Origin of the sequence: Flavobacterium sinopsychrotolerans, assembly GCF_900110375.1 — a bacterium.
Lineage (GTDB): Bacteria > Bacteroidota > Bacteroidia > Flavobacteriales > Flavobacteriaceae > Flavobacterium > Flavobacterium sinopsychrotolerans.
The window spans coordinates 120,843-146,207 of record NZ_FODN01000007.1; the positions used below are offsets into that span (position 1 = coordinate 120,843).

Consider the following 25,365-nt stretch of genomic DNA (forward strand, 5'->3'; position numbering starts at 1 on the left):
TGGAGCATAAAAAAACCATCTTATAAGAGCAAGATGGTTTTGAGTATTTATTAAAAACAAAGGTTATTTCTCTTTACCGGATGCTTCAAGATTTCTCTCGATAGTATGTCCTGGTCTTGACCATTTTGGTTTTTCACCCAATGGAGCAAATTGAGAATCTTCAGCCTCAACGGTTTGAGGTTGAGAAACTTTTGTAAATGGTTTTTGTGGATTTAAACCTAACATCTCAAACATTTTCATGTCTTCATTTACATCAGGATTTGGAGTAGTCAGTAACTTATCTCCCGCAAAAATTGAATTGGCACCGGCAAAGAAGCACATGGCTTGACCTTCACGGCTCATGTTCATTCTACCTGCAGAAAGACGTACTTGGGTTTCCGGCATGATGATTCTGGTTGTTGCTACCATTCGTATCATTTCCCATATTTCAACTGGTTTTTCTTCTTCCATCGGAGTTCCTTCAACAGCTACCAGGGCATTTATTGGTACTGATTCCGGTTGAGGATTTAAGGTAGAAAGTGCTACAAGCATTCCAGCTCGGTCTTCGATGCTTTCTCCCATCCCAATTATTCCACCGCTACAAACAGTAACATTCGTTTTACGAACATTTTCAATGGTTTGCAAACGGTCTTCAAATCCACGGGTTGAGATTACTTCTTTGTAATATTCTTCAGAGGTGTCTAAATTGTGGTTGTAGGCATATAAACCGGCTTCTGCTAAACGATGTGCTTGATTTTCAGTGATCATCCCAAGGGTACAGCATACTTCCATATCCAGTTTGTTTATGGTGCGAACCATTTCAAGAACTTGGTCAAACTCAGGGCCATCTTTTACATTTCTCCAAGCCGCTCCCATGCATACACGTGAAGATCCGCTTGATTTTGCACGTAAAGCTTGCGCTTTTACTTGGCTAACGGACATTAAATCATTCCCTTCAATTTCAGTATGATATCTTGCAGCTTGTGGACAATATCCACAATCCTCCGGACATCCACCTGTTTTTATAGACAGTAAAGTAGAAACCTGAACCACATTAGGATCATGATGTTCCCTGTGAATAGAAGCCGCTTCATAAAGCAGGTCCATCATAGGTTTATTATATATTGCGATAATTTCGTCTTTGGTCCAGTTGTGTTTTGTAATGCTCATCGATACGATTTTTTGATGCGTCAAAAGTAGTTAAATTGTTCTAAAGAACCAATGCAATACTATTGAAAAGGCAGTTGTAAATTTATTTATAGTTAAAGTTACACAGTTGCAAATAGGTGTTTCAGCATTTTATAAATTCGGTTTCCTGTCATTGAGATATTGGTATTTATTAAATAAGAGGAATACAGAATTGCCAAAAAGCAAAAAAAGAAATGTCGTAAAGACAGGTTTTAATGCTGCTTTGCGACGTTTATTTGAATAAATAAATTACAAATGAATTTAGGATTCGGTTCCGTGCTTGTCCGAAGAATAGCGAGTGTCCCAGTATAACATAAGCATAAAGGTTACAATTACGGCAGATACGATTCCTTCAAATAACAGAGAGATGGAATAGGTCATTACTGAAGGCTCTCCGCCAAATAAAAATGTTTTTGATAACGATTCAATATAAATGTCACCTCCTTTTATGTAGCTATAAATAATTAACCCAGCAATGCTCAAAAACACTCCCGAAAGCGATGTAAATAGAGCAGAAACTGCATTGGAAACCAGTATGGTTTTGCCTTCGGCGAAATTACTTCTTAGCGTTTTATTAGTTCCGTAAAATACAAATAGGACATTAAACAGACGCAGAAAATACATGTCTGCTAGTCCTAAAAGTTCCATTAATAAGAAATAAAGGCCAATGCCGATGAAAATAATGAATCCGTTTACTAATTCTTTTGGAAGTTTCATACGACTATTTTTAAAAGTTAGAAAGCATATCTAAATGATAAATAGAATATTACCTTCAAATTTACAGAAAAAATAGTAATGTTTTATGAAAAAATTAAAATTTATTCAAGTAGTTGAGTGTAGTTTTTTTGTCTTTTTCAAGTTGTTCTTTCAGTAACTCAACCGATTCAAATTTTTGTTCGGAACGAATTCTATGCAGTATTGAAACGCTGATTCTTTGATTGTATAAATCAGCATTAAAATCAAAATAATGAATTTCAATGGATTGTTTTTGTCCGTCAACAGTAGGATTGAACCCAATGTTCATCATTCCAAAAACGGCTTGTTCATTAATCATACTTTTTACAATATAAACTCCGTTTTGCGGAATCAGTTTGTAGTTTTCTTCGATTTTTAAATTAGCAGTTGGAAAACCGATGGTTCTTCCCAATTGTTTTCCTTTGATGATAATTCCGGTCAGAACGTATTCGTATCCCAAATATTCATTGGCCAAAGCCATGTTTCCTTCTAATAATGCATTTCTGATTTTTGTTGAGCTTACTGATATTTCATTAATTTCCTGAACTGATATTTGTTCTACTTCAAAATCATACTGTTTTCCAAAAGCGATAAGATCATCAATATCCGCAGTTCGGTTTCTTCCAAAGCGGTGGTCGTGACCAATAATTATCTTTTGGATATGAAATCGATCAACGAGAATAGAGCTTACAAATTCTTCGGCAGTCAATCTTGAAAAAGTTTCGTCAAAAGGATGAATCACTAGGTTTTCAATACCAATTTTTTTCAACAAATCTATTTTTTCAGCTATAGTGTTGAGTAATTTTATATCAGAATGTTCCTGTAAAACCATCCTGGGATGAGGAAAAAACGTAAGTACCAGACTTTCGTATTTCTCGTTCTCCGTGTTTTGGGTTAGTTTATTCAGAATTTTTTTGTGACCAATGTGAACTCCATCAAAGGTTCCTAACGTTAGGATTGTTTTTTTTGTGGAAGTGAAATCGTTTATAGAATGAAAAATCTTCAAAGCAAGTGTTTTATAAAAGCGCAAATTTAAGGTATCTAATTGATATAACTAAAAAAGGATCGAAAAGTTCGATCCTTTTTTAGTTATAAAATAATTTTTATTTTTTAATAAATCGAATTGTTTTGGTTTCGGATTGACTTTTTGATAATTTTAAAAAATAAATACCTTGAGATAAATTGGAGACGTTTATTTGAAGATTATCAGTTGATTCGATTTTTTTAGATTTCATAATTTGACCTAAAGTATTGATAATAGTATAGGCTTCCGGAGTTTCTAATTTATTTTCAACAACTACGTTCAATATATTTGAGGTGGGATTTGGATAAAGATAAACCGAATTTAAGTTTTCTACATTAGCGGTTGATAATGATCCAATTCTAAAGCTTTTTGATTCACTCTCTCCAAATTCCCCTCCAGTTGCAATTATTTCTCCTGTAGGGGTTGTTATTGTATAAGATCCATTTCCGTAATCACAACAGATTCCGTCTCCCTCCTTGTCAATTATTGTAAAAGTATAGCAGTCGTTACTAGCAATATTAAAACTTGTTTTGAATGGTGCTGGAAGTGCGATGTCTTTAGCAGTGTTGGTATATGGACCTCCTTCATACAATGTCAATCCGGCTGAATTTGTTAGTTTCCATGTGGTTTCAGTTCCGTAGCGATCTATTTGTATTGTGAAGTTCACGGTATTGTTTGCGTAATTCTTTACAATATCAAAATTTAAGGTTTCAGTGTTATTGGCATTGTTTTGATCTGTTGTTCCATTCACGCTGTTCATGTTAGTGCTAAAATTATGATTACCGCCACTTGTAGTCAAACTGTTTAGTGTGATATTTTGTGATTCGTTGTTCGCAAGATTACCGGTCCAATTGAATGTTTGTAAATTGTTGTTGTCTATTCCATAAGTAAATGATGCTTTAGTCAATGTGGCATTCCCTTTGTTTACAATTTTTATTATTGGCGAGAACGTATAGCTGCATGAATTAATGTTTAAGTTTACAATCATAGTGGAAGCATCATTGTCAAAAATTACTCCGGGAGTAAGTGCGTCAGAAGTTTGTAATGAAACTCTTCTGATGGAGTTGTTCATAACGGTAATCATACGTGTTTTTTGATCTGCTGTAAAAATGTTCATACAAGCATCATAAGTATAGTCCATGTAGTTCTCAACCATATCCATTCCTGGCGAAGTTGGACAAGAGTCTACTCCTGTTGGGCAACCTTCGTTTTCTTGTCCTGCATTAGGCGTATCTTCACAAAAATCGTCTACATCACAGCCTCCATCTCCCCAGATATGTCGTAGCCCTAACCAGTGCCCAACTTCATGGGAAGTTGTTCTTCCTTTGTCGTAATTAGTGGTGTAGGTGCCGTTTGTAAAATACACTGAAGAACCAAAATATTTATAACCAATCACTACGCCATCAGTATTTGCTGGGCCTTCATCTGTATTTATTCCTCGCAACCCCGATTCACTTGGGAATTGAGCATATCCTAATAAATCGGTTCTACTAAAATTCACTACCCAAATATTCAGGTATTTTTCAGGATCCCATTGTGTTTGGGGTTTTACAATATCATTTATATCAGTAGTTGACCAGCTTTCTTGTCCTAAGTTGACATGGTTTATTCCATTTGATAATACGCCTGCCGGATCTCGTTTTGCAAGTGCAAATTCAATTTCTACATCAGCTCCAACTGGATTGGTATTAAAACCAGGAGTGCCTGATTTCTTTCTGAAATCGTCGTTAAGGACTTGGATTTGCGAAATTACTTGTTCATCAAATATGTTTTCATCAACGCCTAAAATGTCGCCACTATGAATTACATGGACCACAACAGGTATGGTTATGATAGCATTTGTTTTGAGTCCTTTTGTGGTACTCTGTTTTTTGTTTTTTTCAAGTATGATTTTGGGCGTTATCCATTGTTCAAATTCATTAGTTGATAATCTATTTGGATTTTTGGATTTCAAGTATTCTTCATATTCCGTAGATGCACAGCGAATTACGGAACCTTGTTTTGTGATTTTCTTTTTGCCAAAAAGCAGGATCTCATTAGTAGTAGTCGCCTGCGCAAAAGTGCAGTTGATTGAAAATAATGAGAGTAGTAATAGAAAAGTAATTTTTTTCATAATGTCGGTTTTTGGGACGTAAATGAATCTGCTTTTTGTAATGAGTTGTTTTTGAATCTAATTATGGTTTTAGCATAGTACTTTATTGAAACTTAAAAAGTAATGCGTTTGGATAAAATTAAATAATTTTTCTTTTTGATTGACATTATGAATCTTTTATTTCCCGTTAAATGCAGTCATGGTATTTTCCAATCCCGCTGTTCCAAAAGATTTTATGATTTCCGAAGCCAATTCGAGTCGTTCCGGAAGTGTATTTTTTTCAGCATCATCCCAGTCGCCAAGAACATAATCAACTTGTTTTCCTTTTTTGAATTCATCGCTGATACCAAAACGGAATCGCGCGTAGTTTTGTGTATTGAGCACAAGGTTGATGTTTTTAAGTCCATTATGTCCGCCGTCGCTTCCTTTTTGGCGGATGCGAATGGTTCCAAACGGCAGATTCAAATCATCTGTAATAACCAGAATGTTATCAAGCGGAATATTTTCCTTATCCATCCAGTATTGAACTGCTTTCCCGCTCAAATTCATATAAGTGTTGGGTTTCAAAAGCAGAAAAGTTCTTCCTTTGAATTTGTATTGGGCCAGTGCGCCCAGTTTTACGGTTTCGAAAGAAACTGCTTCTTTGCGAGCTAGGAAATCCACAATTTTAAAACCAATGTTGTGTCTTGTGTTTACGTATTCGGCGCCAATGTTGCCGAGTCCTACTATTAAAAATTTATTACTCACGCTTTCTATATTGTTTTTTTGGTGTTCGTGAACCTCTGGTTTTATACAATCTGTATTGTTCTCTTTTTTTGTTGATGAGAATAAATTTGAAATCCATTTTATCATACTGCAAAAATAGACTTAATTAGAATATTGGACTATTAGATTTTTAGAAAATCGTTATTGAGGGCAAAATAGTTCTGAATAGCCCTGATGGAAGTGGCATCCCACGCTTTTTGGCGTGGATACAACGGACAGCAGGAGCAGAGTTGTTGTGAAAATGGGTAGTGGTGCTTCTAATAATTTAAAATAGGATAATGAGATTTCTCGTTTCTCGAAATAGCAAAATATAAAGCATAAAAAAAGCACCAGTTTTACAACTGATGCTTTCTTGAATGATTGAAAAAATATTATTTTTTCTTTCCTTTTGCAGGAGCTTTCGCTGCTTTTGCTGCTTCTTGAGCTGCTTTCATAGCTGCGCGAGAGATTCTTACTTGAGCAACAACAGTGTTGTCTGGGTGAATCAATTTGTAGTTTTCGTTTACTAATTTAGTAACGTACAATTTGTTCCCCATTTCAAGTGGAGTAATGTCAGCTTCAATAAAATCTGGAAGATTTTTTGGTAAAGCTTTTACTTTAAGTTTACGAGTGTTCAAACGTAAAACACCACCAGCAAGAACTCCTTTAGATGTTCCAACTACTTTTACAGGAACTTCCATAGTGATTTCTTTGTCATCAAATAATTGAAAGAAGTCAATGTGTAAAATCTTGTCAGATACCGGGTGAACCTGGATATCTTGTAAAATAGCGTTAAATGATTTTCCTTTTCCAAGATCGATCTCAACTGTGTGAGCGTTTGGAGTGTAAACCAAGTTTTTGAAAGCCATAACTTCTGCTGAGAAATGAACTGCCTGATTTCCTCCGTATAATACGCAAGGAACCAATCCAGCATTACGTAGGGCTTTAGTCGCAACTTTACCCACGCTTTCTCTTTCTGATCCTTTAATTGTAATCGATTTCATTGTAAAAAAAATATAGTTATTAAATAATATTACTTGTTTGGGGTTACATTATGAACTTTCCACTAATGGAATTGTTATGATGTACCATGTGCATAACTTCAGCAAAAAGTGGCGCACAACTCAACACTCTTATTTTGTTTGATTCTTTCTTCAACGGAATAGAATCGGTAACTATCAGTTCTAATAATTTAGAATTCTCTATTTTTTCGTAAGCCTCACCGGATAAAATGGCGTGAGTACAAATTGCTCTTACGCTCAATGCTCCTTTTTCCATCATTAAATCAGCGGCTTTCGCCAAAGTGCCTCCGGTATCAATCATGTCATCTACTAAGATTACATTTTTACCTTTTACTTCACCAATCAATTCCATGGTGTCGATAATGTTGGCCTCTTTTCTTTGTTTGTAACATATAACTACGTCAGATTCTAAAAATTTAGAATAGGCGTAAGCTCTTTTAGAACCACCCATGTCCGGAGAAGCAATTGTTAAATTGTCTAATCCTAAACTCTTTACATATGGCAAAAATATTGTCGATGCAAAAAGGTGATCAACTGGTTTTTCAAAGAATCCTTGAATTTGATCTGCGTGCAAATCCATAGTCATTACTCTTGTTGCACCAGCACTTTCTAATAATTTAGCCACTAATTTAGCTCCTATCGGAACTCTTGGCTTATCTTTTCTGTCTTGTCTTGCCCATCCAAAATAAGGAATTACTGCGGTGATGTGTCTTGCCGAAGCACGCTTTGCAGCATCAATCATCAATAATAATTCCATCAGATTATCTGCTGTTGGAAAAGTCGAACAAACGATAAAAACACGTAATCCTCTGATAGATTCTTCATAAGAAGGTTGAAATTCACCGTCGCTGTATTTTGACATGGTGATTTTCCCTAAAGGGATTCCGTATTGCTCTGCTATTTTCTCAGCAAGATATACACTTTGTGAACAAGCAAAAATTTTAGCTTCTGGTTCTAGGTGTGACATTTAATTTGTTGTTTTTATTCCGCTGCGCTCCATACAGTTTGGCTTTGTCTTTTATTTAAAGCCTTATGTGTGTATTTGCCTCGGGTGTAGTTAGTTGTGTGTTGTGTTTTTAACGAGGTGCAAATTTATAAAATTTATTCAACTCTGAAAGGAAAAAATTAAGTATTTTTAGTTGAACATTTAATATTATTTTTTACATTTGCACCGTGTTAAAGGAATTGATGGTTGATTTAAACACAATCACATCTTTTATTGCGTTGAGATAACTGTTGTTATTTCATGTCTGCTAAGCCCGGATGGCGGAATTGGTAGACGCGCTGGTCTCAAACACCTGTGGGAAACCGTGCCGGTTCGACTCCGGCTCCGGGTACAAAAACCGCTTCGAAAGAAGCGGTTTTTTTGGTTTACTATTGTTTTTGGGTAAGGAATTTAATTCTTTGCAATCAAACTAGGGATCAAGGATCAATCCTAAAACCTGTGGACTAGTAAAAATTAGGCATAAATATTAGTTAGCCTAAAAAGGAAAAACTCAATATTTCTCACCCCTCTAAATTGAGATCTAAAAGCTTTTATTTTGGCGTTAAAGGATTCTGCTGATGCATTAGTACTTCTGTTGTCAAAATAGTTTAATATGTTTTGATAATGATTGATTATGGTTCTAGATATTGTATTGAAAGACTTAAATCCTGATTGATTTACTTTTTCGTGCCATTTGGCTAGGGATTCAGATTTAAACTACCGAGTGATATTTGATTTATTCATATTTAGAAAGTCTTGCTTTTAACGATTTTATTTGCTCCTCTAACAAAGCGATGTATTTCGATTCTAAAGTCGGATTGGTTTCTTCCAGTTCAATTGGTTTTTCGTTATCGAATAACTCTTGTGCTACTTGTGTTTCAATTGCTTTACCTAAACCCTCTAACTTTGATAATTCTATTTTCCACCCTGCTATCAATTTATCTAAAAATGAAAGTCTTGATTTAGGGATTGTACTGCCATTCTCCCAATTAAGAATAGTTCTTCTGTCTATTCCGAGTGAATCTCCTAAAGATTGATGGGTGAAGCCCATTAGTTTTCTGTAACTCTTTAATTCGGCGCCAAGCCTACTAATCTCTTTTTTAATTTTAGTATTTTTTTCTCCTACATTTTTCTTGTCTTTAAAATTAAATAAATCTGGTTCAATTGGTCCTGTTTTTAATTTACGAAATCCCTTTAATTTCCCTTCCTTATTAATAAATTCACTTTCCAAAACTGCGTTTATTACATTTTGAGCTAATGTTGGAATATCGCCGTTCTTTTCAAACTGAGTAATAGTCATTTTGTCTACTCCCAATAAAATACCCATTTTGTCTTGTGTATAACCCTTTTTTATACGGAGTTCTTTAAATTCTAAAAAGTTCATATTATTATAAATTGAGTTAATTTTATCGTTTTTTTTTTTGAATTCTTCTTTTTTTTTATAGGATTAAATGAAATAGACTCAATGAGTTCTGATTTAGACCTGAAAAACTGCGGTATTTCTAAATTATTAGCTTTAATTTTTTCGGTGTCTGAAATTGCATTTAACCTATCCGTTTCCTAAGGATTAAATTGTATAAGAAACTCAAATATAACCCATTAAAAACGATCTGCTTTACGGGAAACCTTAAAGGGCATAGATTTTATAAATAATTTCTATTCATTAAAAAACTCAAACAACAAATTATTTATAGCTGTTCGCAACGTTTTTGCAATGCTGCCGTCAGTTTTCACAACACGGCTTTTGTCAATACTTTTAATATGATCAAAACACAGTTCGCCTTCAATGTTTTTGTGATTTGTGAGTATTCTAAACGGATATCCTTTGGGTTTTGAGGTAAACGGTACAACGACAATGGTGTTCATGTAGGTATTGACACTATTCGGAGAAACTACTAAACACGGTCTTATTTTTGATATTTCACTTCCTTTAGTTGGGTTCAAATCGACCAATACAATATCCCACTTTTTATAAATCATCAATGCCATCTGTGAGGGTGGTATCAAAATCGTTGAAATCGTCTTCGGGTTCTATTTTCATTTTAGCTAGGATGCTTTCCCATTCGCTTCGTGGTGGTGTGGTAGTTTTTATGGGCTTAATAATTAAAGTGTTGTCTGATAGTTCTAAGACAACGTCTTTGGTTCCTAATGCATTTAGGAAGTCTTTAGGAATTCTAATCCCGTTAGAATTGCCTATTTTTATAATTTGTGTTTGGCGGACTTTTATCATCTAACAAATGTAATTACTTTTGTGGTTACTTTTTTTGGTTTTATACTTTTTTAATCACATAAGTAACCATTCCCCAGATGATTAATTGGTTTTCCTCTGTTACTTTTATGGGTTGGTAATTGGGATTTTCAGGCATCAAGTACAAACAGTCTTGTGCTACTTGTATCCGTTTTACGGTAAATTCTCCGTCTATGAAACAAATGGCAATAGCATTATTTCTTGGTTCTATGCTTCTGTCAACGACCAAGACATCTTTGTCGTTTATTCCGGCATTAATCATCGAGTTGCCTTTGACTTTGATGTAAAAAGTAGCCAGAGGATTTTCGCTTAACTCTTTATTTAAGTCAATGTTGTTTTCCATAAAATCAGCTGCCGGTGACGGGAATCCTGCCGAAACGCCACCTTTCATGAATGGAATTTTGATTTTACTATCAAAATTGGGATTGAAAAATGTTAGTTTTTGATCTTTATTTATTGACATTTGATTTCGAGTATCTCATTGAAATTAGTGGTGTATTTAGACGACAAATGATTTTGATTCATATTCCATGTTAAGCCTAAGTTTTGTGTGGCTAATTTTATTTTTTTATCTCCAATTTTATTGTTGAGACGATCCATCACTTTCATTAGCGCTAAATGTTTTGGATTCTCTTCGTCAAATAATTGTAGTTGTTTTTTGTCTTCATCAATAAGTGCAGTAACGATTACACCTGCTTTCTTGAATTTTGTAGTTTCATTTCCTTTGTGCAGTTTTTTCAAGATATCTATGGCTGCATTCGAAATCGTCAAGGTAGAATTTGATGCATAAGGCAATGTAATCGCCATGTTAAAATAGTATTTTGAGGTTTTAACCGTATGTTTATCAACCACTAACATCACGATAATAGTATGGCAGCAGGAGTTTTGTTTTCGCAATTTCTCTGCGCAAACTGCTGCAAAAGTCGCTACACGTTCGCGCAGCAAATCAAAATCAGCAATTTGTTTTGGAAAACTTCGGGTGGTTGCTATGCTTTTCTTTTGGTCAGCAATAGGTTCTAAATCTAAAACTGATTTTCCTTCGAGTTCGTATTTTAAACGTAAACCAATCACACCCATTTCTTTTTTGATCCAAGCTTCATGTTGTGGTGCAATAAAATCTAAAGCAGTTACAATGTTTTTGGCTTTCATCTTTTTATTCATCCGATAGCCAATGCCCCAAACATCTTCAATCTTAGTCCATTTTAGGGCTTTGATGCGTTTTTCATCGGTATCAATGACATAAACGCCTTGTGTTCTGTCTTGGAATTTCTTAGCGATTTTATTGGCTACTTTTGACAATGCTTTTGTGGGAGCAAAACCAATACAAACGGGAATTCCAACCCATTTTTGTACGCGGGTTTTCATTTGGATTCCATAATCATGATAGTCAGAAATAGTCAAACCATCAAAATTTAGGAAAGCTTCGTCGATACTATAAATTTCTACATTAGGTGTAAACTGAGCTAAAATTGCCATTACGCGATTGCTTAAATCGCCGTACAATGCATAATTTGACGAAAAGATCTGTATATTTTTTTCTTTTGCCAATTCTTTAATCTGGAATGCTGGCACGCCCATAGCAACTCCAACGGATTTGGCTTCATTGCTTCTGGAAATCACGCAGCCATCGTTATTTGACAATATCGCAACCGGTTTTCCGTTGAATTTCGGTTGAAAAACACGTTCGCAGGAAGCATAAAAATTGTTACAATCGACTAAAGCATACATGATGCAAAATTACTCAATATCCATGGATGCGTCTAAGTAACAAAAGTTAATTTTAAAGCAATGTTGATAAGTAGTTTTATATAAAAATGAAGCTAAAAACTAGGTTGGTTTTCTTTTTTGAAGTGTTTTTTTAGCCAAAACAACAAGAAAAAATAGGCAATGAGATGGGATTTGTATTAAAAAAAACTTAATATTTTTCGATGAAATAGTATTTATTGTTGTTTTTTAAAATAAATAAACAATTGTATTTCAGTATTTTAAATTCTATAAGTGGATTAATGCTTTAAAACCATAAAGCCATGATTTAAATCTTTGGCATGCTACTTGAATATACTTAATCAAATAAGTAAAAAAGCGAAAGCCGAAAAGCTCAAGAGTAGGCAAAATTCAAAATAAATGTATCATGAAAAAAATTACCCTTTTAGTAGCTAGTATCTTCGTATTTGGAGGTAGTGTAGCAAACGCAGCAGAAAAAATCGATTTTTCTGTCGAAAGAAGATCTCCAGTAGATTTTAGAAATGCCGACCCAATTGTTTTTACAGAAAGAGGAATTGAGTTCTTCGTGTTCCCTGATGGACAATTGGATTTTAATACTCGCCCTACAACTGGTCGAGATGTGTATTACAAATCAAACAGAAAAAATGGTGTAAACAAAACGTATGGTGCGCCAGCCAATATCCGAAATGGTAATTATGGTGTAAAGGTAGAACACGATAATAGAGGTCGAGTTAGACAAGTTGGAAATGTGTTTATTAACTATGATGCCAATGACAGAGTAAAACGAATTGGGTCTGTTTATATGACGTACAATCGTTATGCATTAGAACAAGTAGGTGGTTTACAGATTGTCTACAACCGTCGTGGTCAAATTGTTGATACAATAGGAGCTGTAAAAGGCGGTAGAAGCTACGAATACAGTCAAAACAACGATTATGAATATGGAAATGGCCAAAATTCTGGCGATCAAGATGACTACTACTATAAAACGAATAACCCAAAAGTCAAAAAACAAGATACTAGGGTAGTAGGAAGTGTAGATATCAGTATTAATAAAAGATTTTAGTTTGTTGTATATGATTGGTTTAAAAAATCCCGTTGATATTCGTATCAGCGGGATTTTTGTTTGAAGCTATTTCCTGCTATCTGCTGTATCTTTTTAGAAGGCCAGGAAAAATAGCCTTCTAAAAAGGATGCCGCTTCTATCAGGGCTAATTTTTGCAATTTACAAATCGTCATCACTCAAAGTGTTTAAATGAGGAGTATATTTTTACAGAAAAAAATCCTTTAGCGAGACTTGTTCTATTCACAGCCGTCAATTCCACAACTACTTCCGTCAGTTGTGTTTTGCAGGATGATTTTAGAACGAAATTGACCTTCTTCCCATGCTTTTTCTAAAGTTTTCAGAAATACCTCAGAAGGTTGTGCGCCTGAAATGGCATATTTATTATCAATTACAAAAAATGGAACGCCAGTTACGCCAATACCTTGAGCTTCTTCCTGGTCCTGCTGTACGGCATCGGCATACATATTAGAATGTAAAACTTCTTCAATGGCTTCGGCTTCCAGTCCCACTTCCAGACCTAATTCTTTCAGGGTGACTAAATCATTTACATTTTTTCCGTCGGTTAAATATGCTTTGAATAGTACTTCCTCTAGCTGGTTCGAAAGATGATGCTTTTTTGCTAAATGCAACAAACGATGCGCATGTAATGAATTTGCAAGAATTGCTTTTTCAAAATGAAAATCTAATCCTGATGCTTTTGCATTTTGCGTCATATTTTGTACCATAGTTTTAGCCCAGTCCGTATTTTTTTGGTATTTCTCGGCCAAATGGTCAATAATGCTCTCATTTGGTGTTGCTGTAAAACTAGGGTCCAGCTGAAAACTTTTCCATTCTATAGCAACAGAGTCTTTATTCTCGAATTGAGATAACGCTTCTTCTAATTTTCTTTTTCCAATGTAGCAAAAAGGACACATTACATCCGACCAAATTTGTATTTTTAATTCATTTCCCATTTCCATATTGCTTTTATTTTGGCTAGGCCAAAGGGGTTGTTAGGATGCAAAATTAAGCAAATGTTATTTCAGCTGTTTTTATTTTAGGTTTTTATTAGGAAAGGAGAATGGTTGGTCTTCGGAGTTTCCAAATGCTAGTGTTTCTTTAAAATAGTAAGAGTTGGGCATAAAAAAAGCTCCCAAATACTAATATTGGAAGCCTTTTATGTTTTGATCAATGTTTTTTTAGTCTCTAGTTACTAAAGCATCTTGTTTCCAAGTTTTAACAGAAGCGATTCTGCTATTAGAATAATCTACTTCGCTTAAGTTACTGTCATTCCAAAAAAGCCATTTTCCAGTTTTAGTGCCATTTTCATAATTACCAATAGATTTTTTGTTTCCATTTGTATCGTATGAAGTCCAAGTTCCTTCCAATTTTCCATTTTTAAAGAAGCCTTCTTGTTGTACTTTTCCGTTTTCAAAGTAGTAAGTTGTTTTTACTAACTCACCTACAGCTTCTAATTTTGGATTGTTCTCTTGAGCAAATGCTATTCCTGAGAAGAGTAATGCGGTTAAAATTATATATTTTTTCATATCGTTTGGATTTTAAATTCATATTAGCTTAACAAATATATAAAAGATTTTACATTAATAGATCTTTAAATTAACAATTTAGTAACATTGAATGAAAGCTTAACATTGGAAATTAAATTTTCAATAATAATCTCGCACTAAAAAATGGTATTTCTCAATTCATTATTCATAATTAGTCCTAAATTTGCATCCGAGCCTAAAGGGCGAAACAATCTAAAATTAGAATAATGTATAGAAGTCATAATTGTGGCGAGTTGAATGCCTCACATATTAATACAGAAGTTACACTTGCGGGATGGGTTCAAAAATCACGTGATAAAGGATTTATGAACTGGGTTGATTTACGCGACCGTTATGGAATTACGCAATTAATTTTTGACGAAGGCCGTTCAGAAAAATCAGTTTTTGAACTGGCTAAAACTCTTGGTCGTGAATTTGTAATTCAGGTAAAAGGAACTGTTATTGAGCGTGAAGCTAAAAATAAAAACATTGCAACAGGCGAGATTGAAATTTTAGTTACTCAACTTACTATTCTTAACGCTTCGCTTACGCCTCCTTTTACAATTGAAGATGAAACGGATGGTGGAGAAGACATCAGAATGAAATATCGTTACCTTGACATTCGAAGAAATCCTGTGAAAAACAGTTTGATGTTTCGTCATAAAGTAGCCATGGAAGTGCGTAAATATCTTTCGGATTTAGACTTTTGTGAAGTAGAAACACCTTATTTGATTAAATCTACTCCTGAAGGAGCCAGAGATTTTGTTGTGCCTTCTCGAATGAATGAAGGACAGTTTTATGCATTGCCACAATCACCACAAACGTTTAAACAATTATTGATGGTGGGTGGAATGGATAAATATTTTCAAATTGTAAAATGTTTCCGTGACGAAGATTTACGTGCAGACAGACAGCCGGAATTCACACAAATTGATTGTGAAATGGCTTTTGTGGAACAAGAAGATATTTTAAATGTATTTGAAGGTTTGACAAGACATTTATTGAAAGAAATAAAAGGTATCGAAGTAGATAAATTCCCAAGAATTACCTACGAATACGCCATGAAAACCTACGGAAATGATAAGCCTGACATCCGTTTCGGAATGGAATTTGGTGAGTTGAATGAATTAGCGCAACATAAAGAATTCCCGGTTTTTAATGCTGTGGAATTAGTGGTTGGAATTGCAGTTCCGGGAGTTGGAAACTATACTCGTAAAGAAATTGATGGACTAATTGACTGGGTCAAACGTCCTCAAGTAGGTGCGTCAGGAATGGTGTATGTAAAATGTAATGATGACGGAACCTATAAGTCATCCGTTGACAAATTCTACAATCAAGACGATTTAACCCAATGGGCAAAAATCACTGGCGCAAAACCTGGAGATATGATTTTTGTGCTTTCTGGCCCTGCTGATAAAACTCGTGGACAATTAAGCGCATTGCGTATGGAATTAGCAACACGATTAGGATTAAGAAATCCAGCTGAATTTGCGCCGCTTTGGGTAGTTGATTTTCCATTATTAGAATTTGATGAAGAAAGTGGTCGTTATCATGCGATGCACCATCCTTTTACATCTCCAAAACCGGAAGACATGCATTTATTGGAAACGGATCCAGGAAAAGTTCGTGCAAATGCCTACGATATGGTTTTGAATGGAAATGAAATTGGTGGAGGCTCAATTCGTATTCACGATAAAGCAACACAACAATTGATGTTCAAATATTTAGGTTTCACCGAAGATGAGGCCAAGGCACAGTTTGGATTCTTGATGGATGCATTCCAGTTTGGCGCGCCACCACACGGAGGTTTGGCTTTTGGATTGGATAGATTAGTAGCAATTCTTGGAGGCCAAGAAACGATTCGTGACTTCATTGCTTTTCCAAAAAATAATTCTGGAAGAGATGTTATGATTGATGCACCATCTAAAATTGATGATTCGCAATTAAAAGAGCTGCATATAAAATTGGTATAGTTGTAGTTTATCGTTTAAATTTGTTAGAAAACGTTGAATATCAATATTTTTACAAAATAAAAAGAGAAGAACGTCTTTCGTATTATATTAAATATTACATTTGCTCCATTATAAATTATTATTACTATTACAATGCGTACAGGTACAGTTAAATTTTTCAATGAATCTAAAGGTTACGGATTCATTACAGACGAAGAAACAGGAAAAGACATTTTTGTTCATGCATCAGGAATCAACGCGGAAGAATTACGCGAAGGTGACAGAGTTAGCTATGAAGAAGAAGAAGGAAGAAAAGGAAAAGTTGCTGCGAAAGTAGCAGTGATCTAAGCATAAAAAAATTAATTTTTTTTGCCTACGAATGTTTAAAAAACGTTCCGATTTATTTCGGAACGTTTTTTTTTATTCCGAAATTTTTCTCATTTCCAAAATAAATGAGCCTTGCTTTTGCCATTATTAAATTTTACAAACGTTAAACACATCTTAAGATAACAGTCTTTCCTTATTTATAATTAATAAAAATTGTAAATTTACATCGTTATAGTACAGATGTATTTTTAAGTTTTAATTGTTATTTAGTAATTTGAAAGTTATCTTTGTCGCTTATTCTCATTCAAAAAATACGTAATATGCAATCCGATCAATTAAATTATATTCCTATTTTAATGCAGTTTATCTTAGCTGTAGGATTTGTTGTAGGAACTATATTAGTTTCAGGAAAATTAGGACCTAAAAGATCTTCTGAAATTAAAGATAAAAACTTCGAATGCGGTATTGAATCCGTGGGAAATGCGAGAATTCCATTTTCAGTAAAATATTTTCTTGTAGCCATCTTGTTTGTTTTGTTTGACGTTGAGGTGATTTTCTTGTATCCGTGGGCAATCAACTTCAAGGAATTGGGAATGGAAGGAATGGTGAAAATGGTGATTTTTATGATGTTGCTTTTGGTGGGTTTTTTCTACATCATCAAAAAGAAAGCATTAGAGTGGGAATAAAGATTTATTTTAAATGCTGAATTTTGAATTTTAAAATAGGTTTACTATTGATTCAGAATTTATAATTCAAAAAAATAAAAAATGAGTGATTCAAATATAAATATGGTTGCCCCTCCGGAAGGTGTTGTTGGTGAGGGTTTCTTCGCTACAAAACTGAATGATGTTGTGGGATTGGCTCGTGCAAATTCATTGTGGCCTTTGCCTTTTGCAACGTCTTGTTGTGGTATTGAATTTATGGCAACAATGGCTTCGCATTATGATTTGGCACGATTTGGTTCGGAGCGAGTGAGTTTTTCTCCTCGTCAAGCGGATATGTTAATGGTAATGGGTACGATTTCGAAAAAAATGGCGCCAATTTTACGTCAGGTTTACGAGCAAATGTCAGAACCTCGTTGGGTTATCGCTGTTGGGGCTTGTGCTTCATCTGGTGGAATTTTTGATACCTATTCTGTTTTGCAAGGGATTGATAAAGTAATTCCGGTTGATGTTTATGTTCCGGGTTGTCCGCCAAGACCAGAGCAAATTGTTGACGGTGTTATGAAATTGCAAGAGTTGGTTAGAACGGAATCGGTAAGAAGAAGAAGTTCACCTGAATACCAAGAATTATTAGCTTCCTATAACATCAAATAAATAATGGCGCTAGAAACGATACAAATCCAAGAAAAATTAGTTGAAACATTTGATTCAGCTGTTTTTGAATTCAATCAGGAAAAAGATATATTTTCATTTGAAGTTGCTGCTGATAAAATTACAGCGGTTATTCTTTTTTTGAAAAATGACCCAACATTACGTTTTCATTTTTTAACTGATTTGTGCGGGATTCACTATCCTGACAACGATGTTGATCATCAATTTGCGGTGGTCTATCATTTGCACAATTGGTACGAAAACAAAAGAATTAAAATCAAAGCTTTTATCAATGGTGAAAACCCAGAAATAAAAACGATATCAAACATTTTCTTAAGTTCTAACTGGATGGAAAGAGAAACGTATGATTTTTATGGGATAAACTTCATTGGTCATCCACAATTGAAACGTATTTTGAATATGGATGAAATGATTTCTTTTCCAATGCGTAAGGAGTTCCCAATGGAAGACAGCGGAAGAACTGATAAAGATGACCGTTTCTTTGGAAGAACAACCGACAATTATTAAAAACACACACTATTATAATTTTTCACATTAAATAAATGTCAGAACTATTATTACCACCAGAGCATCGCTATGCTAAAAGAATAAAAGAACAGCTAAACGAAGACGGAAGCGAGCTTTCGATTCTGAATTTAGGGCCAACTCACCCAGCTACACACGGTATTTTTCAAAATATCTTGTTGATGGATGGAGAAAGAATTCTGGAAGCGGAACCAACTATTGGTTACATTCACAGAGCTTTCGAAAAAATCGCTGAAAATCGTCCTTTTTACCAAATCACCCCTCTTACCGACAGAATGAACTATTGTTCATCGCCTATAAATAATATGGGTTGGTGGATGACATTAGAAAAATTATTAGATATTGAAGTTCCTAAAAGAGCGCAATATTTAAGAGTTATTGTAATGGAATTGGCAAGAATCACGGATCATATCATCTGTAATTCAATCCTTGGTGTTGATACCGGAGCATATACCGGATTTTTATACGTGTTCCAATTTAGAGAAAAAGTTTACGAAATCTACGAAGAAATTTGTGGCGCTCGTTTGACGACAAATATGGGAAGAATTGGTGGTTTCGAAAGAGATTGGTCACCAGAAGCTTTTAGAAAATTAGATGTGTTTTTGCAAGACTTTCCAGCAGCTTGGAAAGAATTTGAAAACTTATTCGAAAGAAATAGAATTTTTATTGATAGAACGGTAAATGTTGGAGCTATAACTGCTGAACAAGCTATGGCTTATGGGTTTACAGGTCCAAATTTACGTGCTGCAGGTGTCGATTATGATGTTCGTGTAGCGCAACCGTATTCTTCTTACGAAGATTTTGATTTTATTATTCCTGTTGGAAAATCTGGAGATACTTACGATCGTTTTTGTGTTCGTAATGCCGAAGTTTGGGAAAGTTTGAGTATCATTCGTCAAGCATTAGCAAAAATGCCGGAAGGAAATGACTTTCATGCTGATGTTCCGGATTATTACCTTCCTCCAAAAGAAGACGTTTACACGAGTATGGAATCGTTGATTTATCATTTCAAAATTGTTATGGGAGAAGTTCCTGTTCCAGTTGCTGAAATTTATCATCCTGTTGAAGGTGGAAATGGAGAACTAGGTTTTTACTTGGTTACTGACGGAAGTCGAACTCCATATAGATTACATTTCCGAAGACCTTGTTTTATTTACTATCAAGCGTATCCAGAAATGATTAAAGGTTCATTACTATCGGATGCAATTGTTATTTTGTCAAGTTTAAATGTTATTGCCGGAGAATTAGACGCTTAATAAAATTATAAATGATGAATTATAAATTTAGGAATGAAAGTCAAAAAACATTCAAAATTTAGAATTCAAAATTTGAAATAATAAAAAATGGAACGTACGTATCACAAACAAGAAATAAATATGACTGAAGCATTGATGACTCGCATCAATGAATTGATTAGTCATTATCCTGAAGACAAAAGAAAATCGGCTTTATTGCCTGTTTTACATGAAGTTCAAGATGCTCACGAGAATTGGTTGAGTATTGAATTAATGAATAAAGTAGCCGAAATCCTTTTGATTAAACCAATTGAAGTTTACGAAGTAGTATCGTTTTATACGATGTACAACCAAAGACCAGTTGGAAAATACATGTTTGAATTTTGTCAAACTTCTCCTTGTTGTTTGAATGGAGTAGAGGATTTAATGGATTATACTTGTGAAAAACTAGGTGTAAAAGTAGGTGAGCCTACTCCAGACGGTCTGTTTGAAGTTAGAGGAGTTGAATGTTTAGGTGCTTGTGGTTACGCTCCAATGATGCAATTAGGCGATTTTTACAAAGAACATTTGACGGCAGCAAAAATCGACCAGTTAATTGATGATTGCAAAAACGATACAATAATATTACACGATAAATAATATGTCACAAAAAATATTATTAGACAAAATAAATATTCCAGGAATTAAAACGTACGAAGTATACCGTCAAAACGGTGGTTATGCTTCAGTAGAAAAAGCCCTAAAAACATTAACGCCAGACGAAGTTGTCGAAGAAGTGAAAACTTCAGGATTGCGTGGTCGTGGTGGAGCAGGATTCCCAGCAGGAATGAAATGGAGTTTTATTGATAAAAAATCAGGAAAACCAAGACATTTAGTTTGTAATGCGGATGAATCTGAGCCGGGAACTTTCAAAGACCGTTATTTGATGGAATTTATTCCTCATTTATTGATTGAAGGAATGATTACTTCCAGTTATGCTTTGGGTGCAAACCTATCTTACATCTACATTCGTGGAGAATACATGTGGGTTTATAAAATATTAGAAAGAGCCATTAACGAAGCAAAAGCTGCTGGATTTTTGGGTAAAAATATATTAGGTTCAGGATACGATTTAGAACTTTATGTTCATTGTGGTGCTGGAGCTTACATTTGTGGTGAAGAAACTGCATTGATTGAATCATTGGAAGGAAAAAGAGGAAATCCTCGTATAAAACCACCATTTCCTGCTATTTCAGGACTTTGGGCAAATCCAACGGTTGTAAATAATGTAGAAACAATTGCCGCTGTGCCATGGATTATCAATAATTCTGGTGCGGATTATGCTAAAATCGGTATCGGACGTTCTACAGGAACCAAATTAATTTCAGCTTCAGGACATGTCAAAAATCCGGGTGTTTATGAAATTGAATTGGGTTTAAGTGTTTACGAATTCATGAATTCTGATGAATATTTAGGCGGAATGAGTTCTGACAGACCTTTGAAAGCATTTGTACCGGGAGGAAGTTCTGTTCCCGTTTTACCTGCGAATTTAATTTATAAAACGGCAAACGGTGAAGATCGTTTGATGTCATACGAATCATTAAGTGACGGTGGATTTGCTACAGGTTCTATGTTAGGATCAGGTGGATTTATTGTTTACAATGACACATCTTGCATCGTTCGCAATACTTGGAATTTCTCTCGTTTTTATCATCATGAAAGTTGTGGACAATGTTCTCCTTGTCGTGAAGGTACAGGATGGATGGAAAAAGTATTACACAGAATAGAAAATGGTCACGGTCGTGAAGAAGATATCGATTTGCTATTGAGTATTCAAAGTAAAATTGAAGGAAATACCATTTGTCCATTAGGGGATGCAGCAGCTTGGCCAGTGGCAGCAGCAATTCGTCATTTTAGAGAAGAGTTTGAATACCATATTCGTTTCCCGGAAAAAATAAAGAATAGAGATCATTTTGTTGCGGAACCTTTTGAAAAAGTAAAGCATTTAGTTTCTAAAGTAATCGTATAAAGTCAAGAATTTCAGAAAATGAAAGTAACCATAGACGGTCAAAGCATAGAAGTAGAACCAGGAACAACAATCCTGCAGGCAGCACGTATGATAGGTGGAGAAGTAGTTCCGCCAGCGATGTGCTATTATTCTAAACTAAAAGGTAGCGGTGGAAAATGTCGTTGTTGTTTAGTGGAAGTTTCCAAAGGAAGTGAAGCCGACCCAAGACCAATGCCTAAATTAATGGCATCTTGTGTAACCGGTTGTATGGACGGAATGGAAGTGAACAGTAAATCTTCGCCAAGAGTAACCGAAGCCAGAAAATCAGTAACGGAATTTTTATTGATTAATCACCCGTTAGATTGTCCGGTTTGTGATCAGGCAGGAGAATGTGATTTGCAAAACTTAAGCTTTGAGCACGGGAAATCAGAAACTCGTTTTATCGAAGAAAAAAGAACTTTTGAGCCAGAAAATATTGGCCCAAATATTCAATTGCACATGAATCGTTGTATTCTATGTTACCGTTGCGTAATGGTTGCAGATCAATTGACTGATGATCGTGTACACGGAGTAATGGATAGAGGAGATCATTCTAATATATCAACTTGTATCTCAAAAGCGGTTGATAATGAGTTCTCCGGAAATATGATTGATGTTTGCCCAGTAGGAGCTTTAACTGATAAAACATTTAGATTTAAATCTAGAGTTTGGTTCAGCAAGCCTTATAACGCACACAGAAATTGCCCTACTTGCTCTGGAAAAACTACCGTTTGGATGTTTGGTGACGAAATCCAACGTGTTACCGGAAGAAAAGATGAGTACCATGAAGTAGATGAATTTATTTGTAATGGATGTCGTTTTGATCACAAAGACATTGCAGATTGGACAATTGAGGGACCAAGAGCATTTGAAAAAGATTCGGTTATCAACCAAAATAAATACAACAGAAAATTACAAAAAGTAGAAATCGCTACCGAAGATCATATCCTTATAGGTAGAGAAGAAGACCGTAAGAAAATAAGTATGGTCGAGATTCCATTGACTGAAGAAGACATTATTAATCAAAAAAGCTTGGGTAATAATGGATAGTACTATTATCATAGAAAAAAGTGTCATTATTGTTGCAGTTTTTGCTCTGACAATGCTGATGGCAATGTATTCCACTTGGGCTGAACGAAAAGTTGCCGCTTGGCTTCAAGATCGTGTTGGACCAAATAGAGCCGGTCCTTTTGGATTGTTTCAACCGCTTGCTGATGGTTTAAAATTATTCTCGAAAGAAGAATTTGAACCGAATACGCCAAACAGATTTTTGTTTTTTGTAGGTCCGGCAATTGCAATGAGTACCGCATTAATGACAAGTGCCGTAATTCCTTGGGGAGACAAGCTGCATTTGTTTGGAAGAGATATTTTATTGCAGGCAACTGATTTGAACATTGGATTATTATACTTTTTCGGAGTTGTTTCAGTGGGTGTTTACGGAATCATGATTGGTGGTTGGGCATCTAATAATAAGTTCTCTTTGATGGGTGCGGTTCGTGCTGCTTCGCAAATGGTATCTTATGAAGTTGCCATGGGACTTTCGATGATTGCTTTGTTGATGATGACCGGAACGTTGAGTTTAAGAGAAATTTCGGCACAACAAGCCGGAATGAACTGGAATGTGTTTTACCAACCGTTATCTTTTATTATATTTTTAATTTGTGCTTTTGCTGAAGCAAATAGAACTCCTTTTGACTTAGCGGAATGCGAAAGTGAATTAATTGGAGGATACCACACGGAATATTCATCGATGAAAATGGGATTCTATTTATTTGCTGAATATGCGAATATGTTTATTTCTTCTACGATTTTAGCGGTTTTATTCTTTGGAGGATATAATTATCCTGGAATGAGTTGGGTAGTTGAAAATTGGGGTGTAAATATTGCCAATATTTTAGGATTTGGTGCTTTGTTTATCAAATTATGTGGATTCATATTTTTCTATATGTGGGTTCGTTGGACTATTCCAAGATTCAGATACGATCAATTGATGCATTTGGGTTGGAGAATATTAATTCCATTGTCGATCATTAATATTATAATTACAGGAATTGTAATTTTGAGAGCAGAAATTGCTGCTTATTTAGGATTTTAAGCCCCCTAACCCCCGAAGGGGGAATAACTAGGATAAAATATAATTTATATAGAAAAAGCCCTAGCCCTGATAGCAGTGAAAATCCTTTATTGTTTTTTCTTTGAAAATAATAAAGATTGAAACGAATAGCAGGATTAAGCTTCAAATAAAATAAAAAATGTCAATAGAAAGTATATCCTTATCGGGAAGAAAAAAGCAAGTCTCTAACAAAGAGATGACTTTTTGGGAAAGAATGTATCTTGTTGCGATTGTCAAAGGTTTGATAATTACGATTCAGCATTTGTTCACCAGAAAAGTAACGATTCAATATCCGGAGCAAGTACGTGAAATGAGTCCGGTGTATCGCGGTCAGCATATGTTGAAGCGTGATGAGCAAGGTCGTGAAAATTGTACGGCTTGTGGTTTATGTGCGTTGTCTTGTCCTGCGGAAGCGATTACGATGAAGGCTGAAGAACGCAGAGCAGATGAAAAACATTTGTACAGAGAAGAAAAATATGCATCGATTTATGAAATCAATATGTTGCGTTGTATTTTTTGTGGATTGTGTGAAGAGGCTTGTCCGAAAGATGCCATTTACTTGACAACTTCTAAAGTTCTGGTTCCTTCAAGTTATGAAAGAGAAGATTTCATCTTTGGAAAAGACAAATTGGTCATGCCGCTTGAAATGGCAATGAAAAACGCTCAACTTAAAAACGCTAACTAATGTCTACGATACTTATAATTTTTTGTGTATTGGCTGCTATCACATTAGCAACCGCATTTTTGACAATTTTTAGCAAAAATCCGATTCACAGTGCTATTTATTTAGTGATTTGTTTCTTTTCGATTGCTGGTCATTATCTATTATTGAATTCTCAATTCTTGGCGATAGTTCACATTATTGTGTATTCTGGAGCGATTATGATTTTGTTTTTATTCACCATCATGTTGATGAATTTAAATGAGGAAAGAGAAGTGCACCGACCTAGAATTACACGATTAGGAGCTATTGTTTCTTTTTGTTTAATCTGTTTGGTTTTGATAGCTATTTTTATCAACTCAAAACCTATTGTTGGAGAATACGTAACTACCGGCGAGGATTATCAGTCTATAAAAGTATTGGGTAAAATCTTGCTGAATGAATATATGGTTCCGTTTGAATTTGCCTCTATATTACTTTTGGTTGCTATGATTGGAACTGTGTTATTGTCTAAAAAAGAAAAATTGCAAAAATAAGATGAACAATATTTTAAACCACATTGGTATTGAAAATTATATATTCCTAAGCGTAATACTTTTTTGTATTGGCGTTTTTGGGGTGTTGTACAGACGAAATGCCATTATCGTATTTATGTCAATTGAAATTATGCTGAATGCAGTAAACTTATTGTTTGTAGCATTTTCGACCTATCATCAAGATGCGCAAGGACAAGTTTTTGTGTTCTTTTCGATGGCTGTTGCTGCGGCAGAAGTTGCGGTAGGATTGGCAATTCTAGTTTCTATTTTTAGAAATTTAGGTTCAATTACTATCGATAATTTAAAAAACTTAAAAGGATAA

28 protein-coding genes, 1 tRNA gene and 1 pseudogene are annotated in these 25,365 nt (G+C 34.8%); 15 read left to right on the forward strand and 15 right to left on the reverse strand.

Annotated features, from left to right (window positions below):
* Nucleotides 1-63: 63 nt before the first annotated feature.
* The 7 genes from bioB to BMX64_RS12645 all read right to left on the reverse strand — a co-directional run bounded on the left by bioB (nt 64) and on the right by BMX64_RS12645 (nt 7,751).
* On the reverse strand, nt 64-1,149 hold the full coding sequence (gene bioB / locus BMX64_RS12615) for a biotin synthase BioB (protein WP_091172407.1): 1,086 nt from the start codon (nt 1,147-1,149) through the stop codon (nt 64-66).
* Between the two features lie 279 nt (nt 1,150-1,428).
* Entirely contained in the window at nt 1,429-1,884 is a 456-nt protein-coding gene (locus BMX64_RS12620) for a hypothetical protein (RefSeq protein ID WP_091172410.1), read from the reverse strand.
* Nucleotides 1,885-1,978: 94 nt separating this feature from the next.
* Nucleotides 1,979-2,908 (reverse strand): bifunctional riboflavin kinase/FAD synthetase, encoded by a 930-nt coding sequence (locus BMX64_RS12625; protein WP_091172844.1) that lies wholly within the window; start codon nt 2,906-2,908, stop codon nt 1,979-1,981.
* A 97-nt stretch (nt 2,909-3,005) separates the two neighbouring features.
* Nucleotides 3,006-5,039, reverse strand: coding sequence for a M43 family zinc metalloprotease (locus tag BMX64_RS12630; RefSeq protein ID WP_091172412.1), 2,034 nt, complete (start codon nt 5,037-5,039; stop codon nt 3,006-3,008).
* A gap of 156 nt (nt 5,040-5,195) precedes the next feature.
* Nucleotides 5,196-5,870: an aminoacyl-tRNA hydrolase gene (gene pth / locus BMX64_RS12635; protein WP_091172414.1), complete on the reverse strand. Its 675-nt coding sequence runs from the start codon at nt 5,868-5,870 to the stop codon at nt 5,196-5,198.
* A 284-nt stretch (nt 5,871-6,154) separates the two neighbouring features.
* Nucleotides 6,155-6,766 (reverse strand): 50S ribosomal protein L25/general stress protein Ctc, encoded by a 612-nt coding sequence (locus BMX64_RS12640; RefSeq protein ID WP_073205004.1) that lies wholly within the window; start codon nt 6,764-6,766, stop codon nt 6,155-6,157.
* Nucleotides 6,767-6,809: 43 nt separating this feature from the next.
* Nucleotides 6,810-7,751 carry a ribose-phosphate pyrophosphokinase gene (locus tag BMX64_RS12645; protein WP_091172416.1) on the reverse strand — a complete coding sequence of 314 codons (942 nt, stop codon included), beginning with the start codon at nt 7,749-7,751 and terminating at the stop codon, nt 6,810-6,812.
* Nucleotides 7,752-8,041: 290 nt separating this feature from the next.
* On the opposite strand from BMX64_RS12645, the gene BMX64_RS12650 reads away from it, so the two are divergent.
* Nucleotides 8,042-8,121: transfer RNA gene (locus tag BMX64_RS12650), tRNA-Leu, on the forward strand.
* Nucleotides 8,122-8,243: 122 nt separating this feature from the next.
* Here the strand turns inward: BMX64_RS12650 and BMX64_RS12655 are convergent.
* The 6 genes and pseudogenes from BMX64_RS12655 to BMX64_RS12680 form a co-directional block, all read right to left on the reverse strand.
* Nucleotides 8,244-8,462: pseudogene (locus BMX64_RS12655) on the reverse strand (transposase); the annotation flags it as partial.
* 43 nt (nt 8,463-8,505) lie between these two features.
* Nucleotides 8,506-9,153: a helix-turn-helix domain-containing protein gene (locus BMX64_RS12660; protein ID WP_091172418.1), complete on the reverse strand. Its 648-nt coding sequence runs from the start codon at nt 9,151-9,153 to the stop codon at nt 8,506-8,508.
* Nucleotides 9,154-9,425: 272 nt separating this feature from the next.
* Nucleotides 9,426-9,749, reverse strand: coding sequence for a type II toxin-antitoxin system PemK/MazF family toxin (locus BMX64_RS12665; RefSeq protein ID WP_121363917.1), 324 nt, complete (start codon nt 9,747-9,749; stop codon nt 9,426-9,428).
* A complete protein-coding gene (locus BMX64_RS12670; protein ID WP_091172421.1) occupies nt 9,739-9,999 on the reverse strand; it encodes an AbrB/MazE/SpoVT family DNA-binding domain-containing protein in 261 nt (86 codons plus the stop codon). The genes BMX64_RS12665 and BMX64_RS12670 overlap by 11 nt, the downstream gene beginning before the upstream one ends.
* 40 nt (nt 10,000-10,039) lie before the next feature.
* A complete protein-coding gene (locus BMX64_RS12675; protein WP_091172423.1) occupies nt 10,040-10,480 on the reverse strand; it encodes a LexA family protein in 441 nt (146 codons plus the stop codon).
* Complete coding sequence (locus BMX64_RS12680; RefSeq protein ID WP_091172424.1) at nt 10,471-11,745, reverse strand: Y-family DNA polymerase; 1,275 nt, start codon at nt 11,743-11,745, stop codon at nt 10,471-10,473. The genes BMX64_RS12675 and BMX64_RS12680 overlap by 10 nt, the downstream gene beginning before the upstream one ends.
* Before the next feature lie 403 nt (nt 11,746-12,148).
* On the opposite strand from BMX64_RS12680, the gene BMX64_RS12685 reads away from it, so the two are divergent.
* Nucleotides 12,149-12,808: a hypothetical protein gene (locus BMX64_RS12685; protein WP_167543066.1), complete on the forward strand. Its 660-nt coding sequence runs from the start codon at nt 12,149-12,151 to the stop codon at nt 12,806-12,808.
* A 236-nt stretch (nt 12,809-13,044) separates the two neighbouring features.
* Here the strand turns inward: BMX64_RS12685 and BMX64_RS12690 are convergent, their stop codons facing one another.
* A complete protein-coding gene (locus BMX64_RS12690; protein ID WP_091172848.1) occupies nt 13,045-13,761 on the reverse strand; it encodes a DsbA family oxidoreductase in 717 nt (238 codons plus the stop codon).
* 225 nt (nt 13,762-13,986) lie between these two features.
* Nucleotides 13,987-14,334: a toxin-antitoxin system YwqK family antitoxin gene (locus tag BMX64_RS12695; protein ID WP_091172426.1), complete on the reverse strand. Its 348-nt coding sequence runs from the start codon at nt 14,332-14,334 to the stop codon at nt 13,987-13,989.
* Nucleotides 14,335-14,561: 227 nt separating this feature from the next.
* Between BMX64_RS12695 and aspS the strand changes: the two genes are divergently transcribed.
* The 13 genes from aspS (at nt 14,562) to nuoK (ending at nt 25,365) form a co-directional block, all read left to right on the forward strand.
* Nucleotides 14,562-16,307, forward strand: a complete 1,746-nt coding sequence (gene aspS, locus BMX64_RS12700; RefSeq protein WP_091172428.1) for an aspartate--tRNA ligase — start codon at nt 14,562-14,564, stop codon at nt 16,305-16,307.
* Between the two features lie 132 nt (nt 16,308-16,439).
* Nucleotides 16,440-16,634, forward strand: coding sequence for a cold-shock protein (locus BMX64_RS12705; RefSeq protein WP_007137066.1), 195 nt, complete (start codon nt 16,440-16,442; stop codon nt 16,632-16,634).
* A gap of 299 nt (nt 16,635-16,933) precedes the next feature.
* Nucleotides 16,934-17,299, forward strand: coding sequence for an NADH-quinone oxidoreductase subunit A (locus tag BMX64_RS12710; RefSeq protein WP_091172430.1), 366 nt, complete (start codon nt 16,934-16,936; stop codon nt 17,297-17,299).
* An 81-nt stretch (nt 17,300-17,380) separates the two neighbouring features.
* On the forward strand, nt 17,381-17,929 hold the full coding sequence (locus tag BMX64_RS12715) for an NADH-quinone oxidoreductase subunit B (protein ID WP_091172432.1): 549 nt from the start codon (nt 17,381-17,383) through the stop codon (nt 17,927-17,929).
* 3 nt (nt 17,930-17,932) lie between these two features.
* Complete coding sequence (locus BMX64_RS12720; RefSeq protein WP_091172435.1) at nt 17,933-18,454, forward strand: NADH-quinone oxidoreductase subunit C; 522 nt, start codon at nt 17,933-17,935, stop codon at nt 18,452-18,454.
* Between the two features lie 35 nt (nt 18,455-18,489).
* Nucleotides 18,490-19,728: an NADH-quinone oxidoreductase subunit D gene (locus BMX64_RS12725; RefSeq protein ID WP_091172439.1), complete on the forward strand. Its 1,239-nt coding sequence runs from the start codon at nt 18,490-18,492 to the stop codon at nt 19,726-19,728.
* A gap of 87 nt (nt 19,729-19,815) precedes the next feature.
* A complete protein-coding gene (locus tag BMX64_RS12730; RefSeq protein WP_073205034.1) occupies nt 19,816-20,346 on the forward strand; it encodes a complex I 24 kDa subunit family protein in 531 nt (176 codons plus the stop codon).
* A 1-nt stretch (nt 20,347) separates the two neighbouring features.
* Complete coding sequence (gene nuoF, locus BMX64_RS12735; protein ID WP_091172442.1) at nt 20,348-21,715, forward strand: NADH-quinone oxidoreductase subunit NuoF; 1,368 nt, start codon at nt 20,348-20,350, stop codon at nt 21,713-21,715.
* 18 nt (nt 21,716-21,733) lie between these two features.
* Nucleotides 21,734-22,783, forward strand: a complete 1,050-nt coding sequence (locus BMX64_RS12740; RefSeq protein ID WP_091172445.1) for an NADH-quinone oxidoreductase subunit G — start codon at nt 21,734-21,736, stop codon at nt 22,781-22,783.
* On the forward strand, nt 22,776-23,828 hold the full coding sequence (nuoH, locus tag BMX64_RS12745; RefSeq protein WP_091172448.1) for an NADH-quinone oxidoreductase subunit NuoH: 1,053 nt from the start codon (nt 22,776-22,778) through the stop codon (nt 23,826-23,828). Before BMX64_RS12740 ends, nuoH begins: the two co-directional genes overlap by 8 nt.
* Nucleotides 23,829-23,985: 157 nt before the next feature.
* Nucleotides 23,986-24,531, forward strand: coding sequence for a NuoI/complex I 23 kDa subunit family protein (locus BMX64_RS12750; protein WP_091172451.1), 546 nt, complete (start codon nt 23,986-23,988; stop codon nt 24,529-24,531).
* Complete coding sequence (locus BMX64_RS12755) at nt 24,531-25,043, forward strand: NADH-quinone oxidoreductase subunit J family protein (RefSeq protein ID WP_091172454.1); 513 nt, start codon at nt 24,531-24,533, stop codon at nt 25,041-25,043. The genes BMX64_RS12750 and BMX64_RS12755 overlap by 1 nt, the downstream gene beginning before the upstream one ends.
* Nucleotide 25,044: 1 nt before the next feature.
* Entirely contained in the window at nt 25,045-25,365 is a 321-nt protein-coding gene (gene nuoK, locus BMX64_RS12760; RefSeq protein ID WP_066079401.1) for an NADH-quinone oxidoreductase subunit NuoK, read from the forward strand.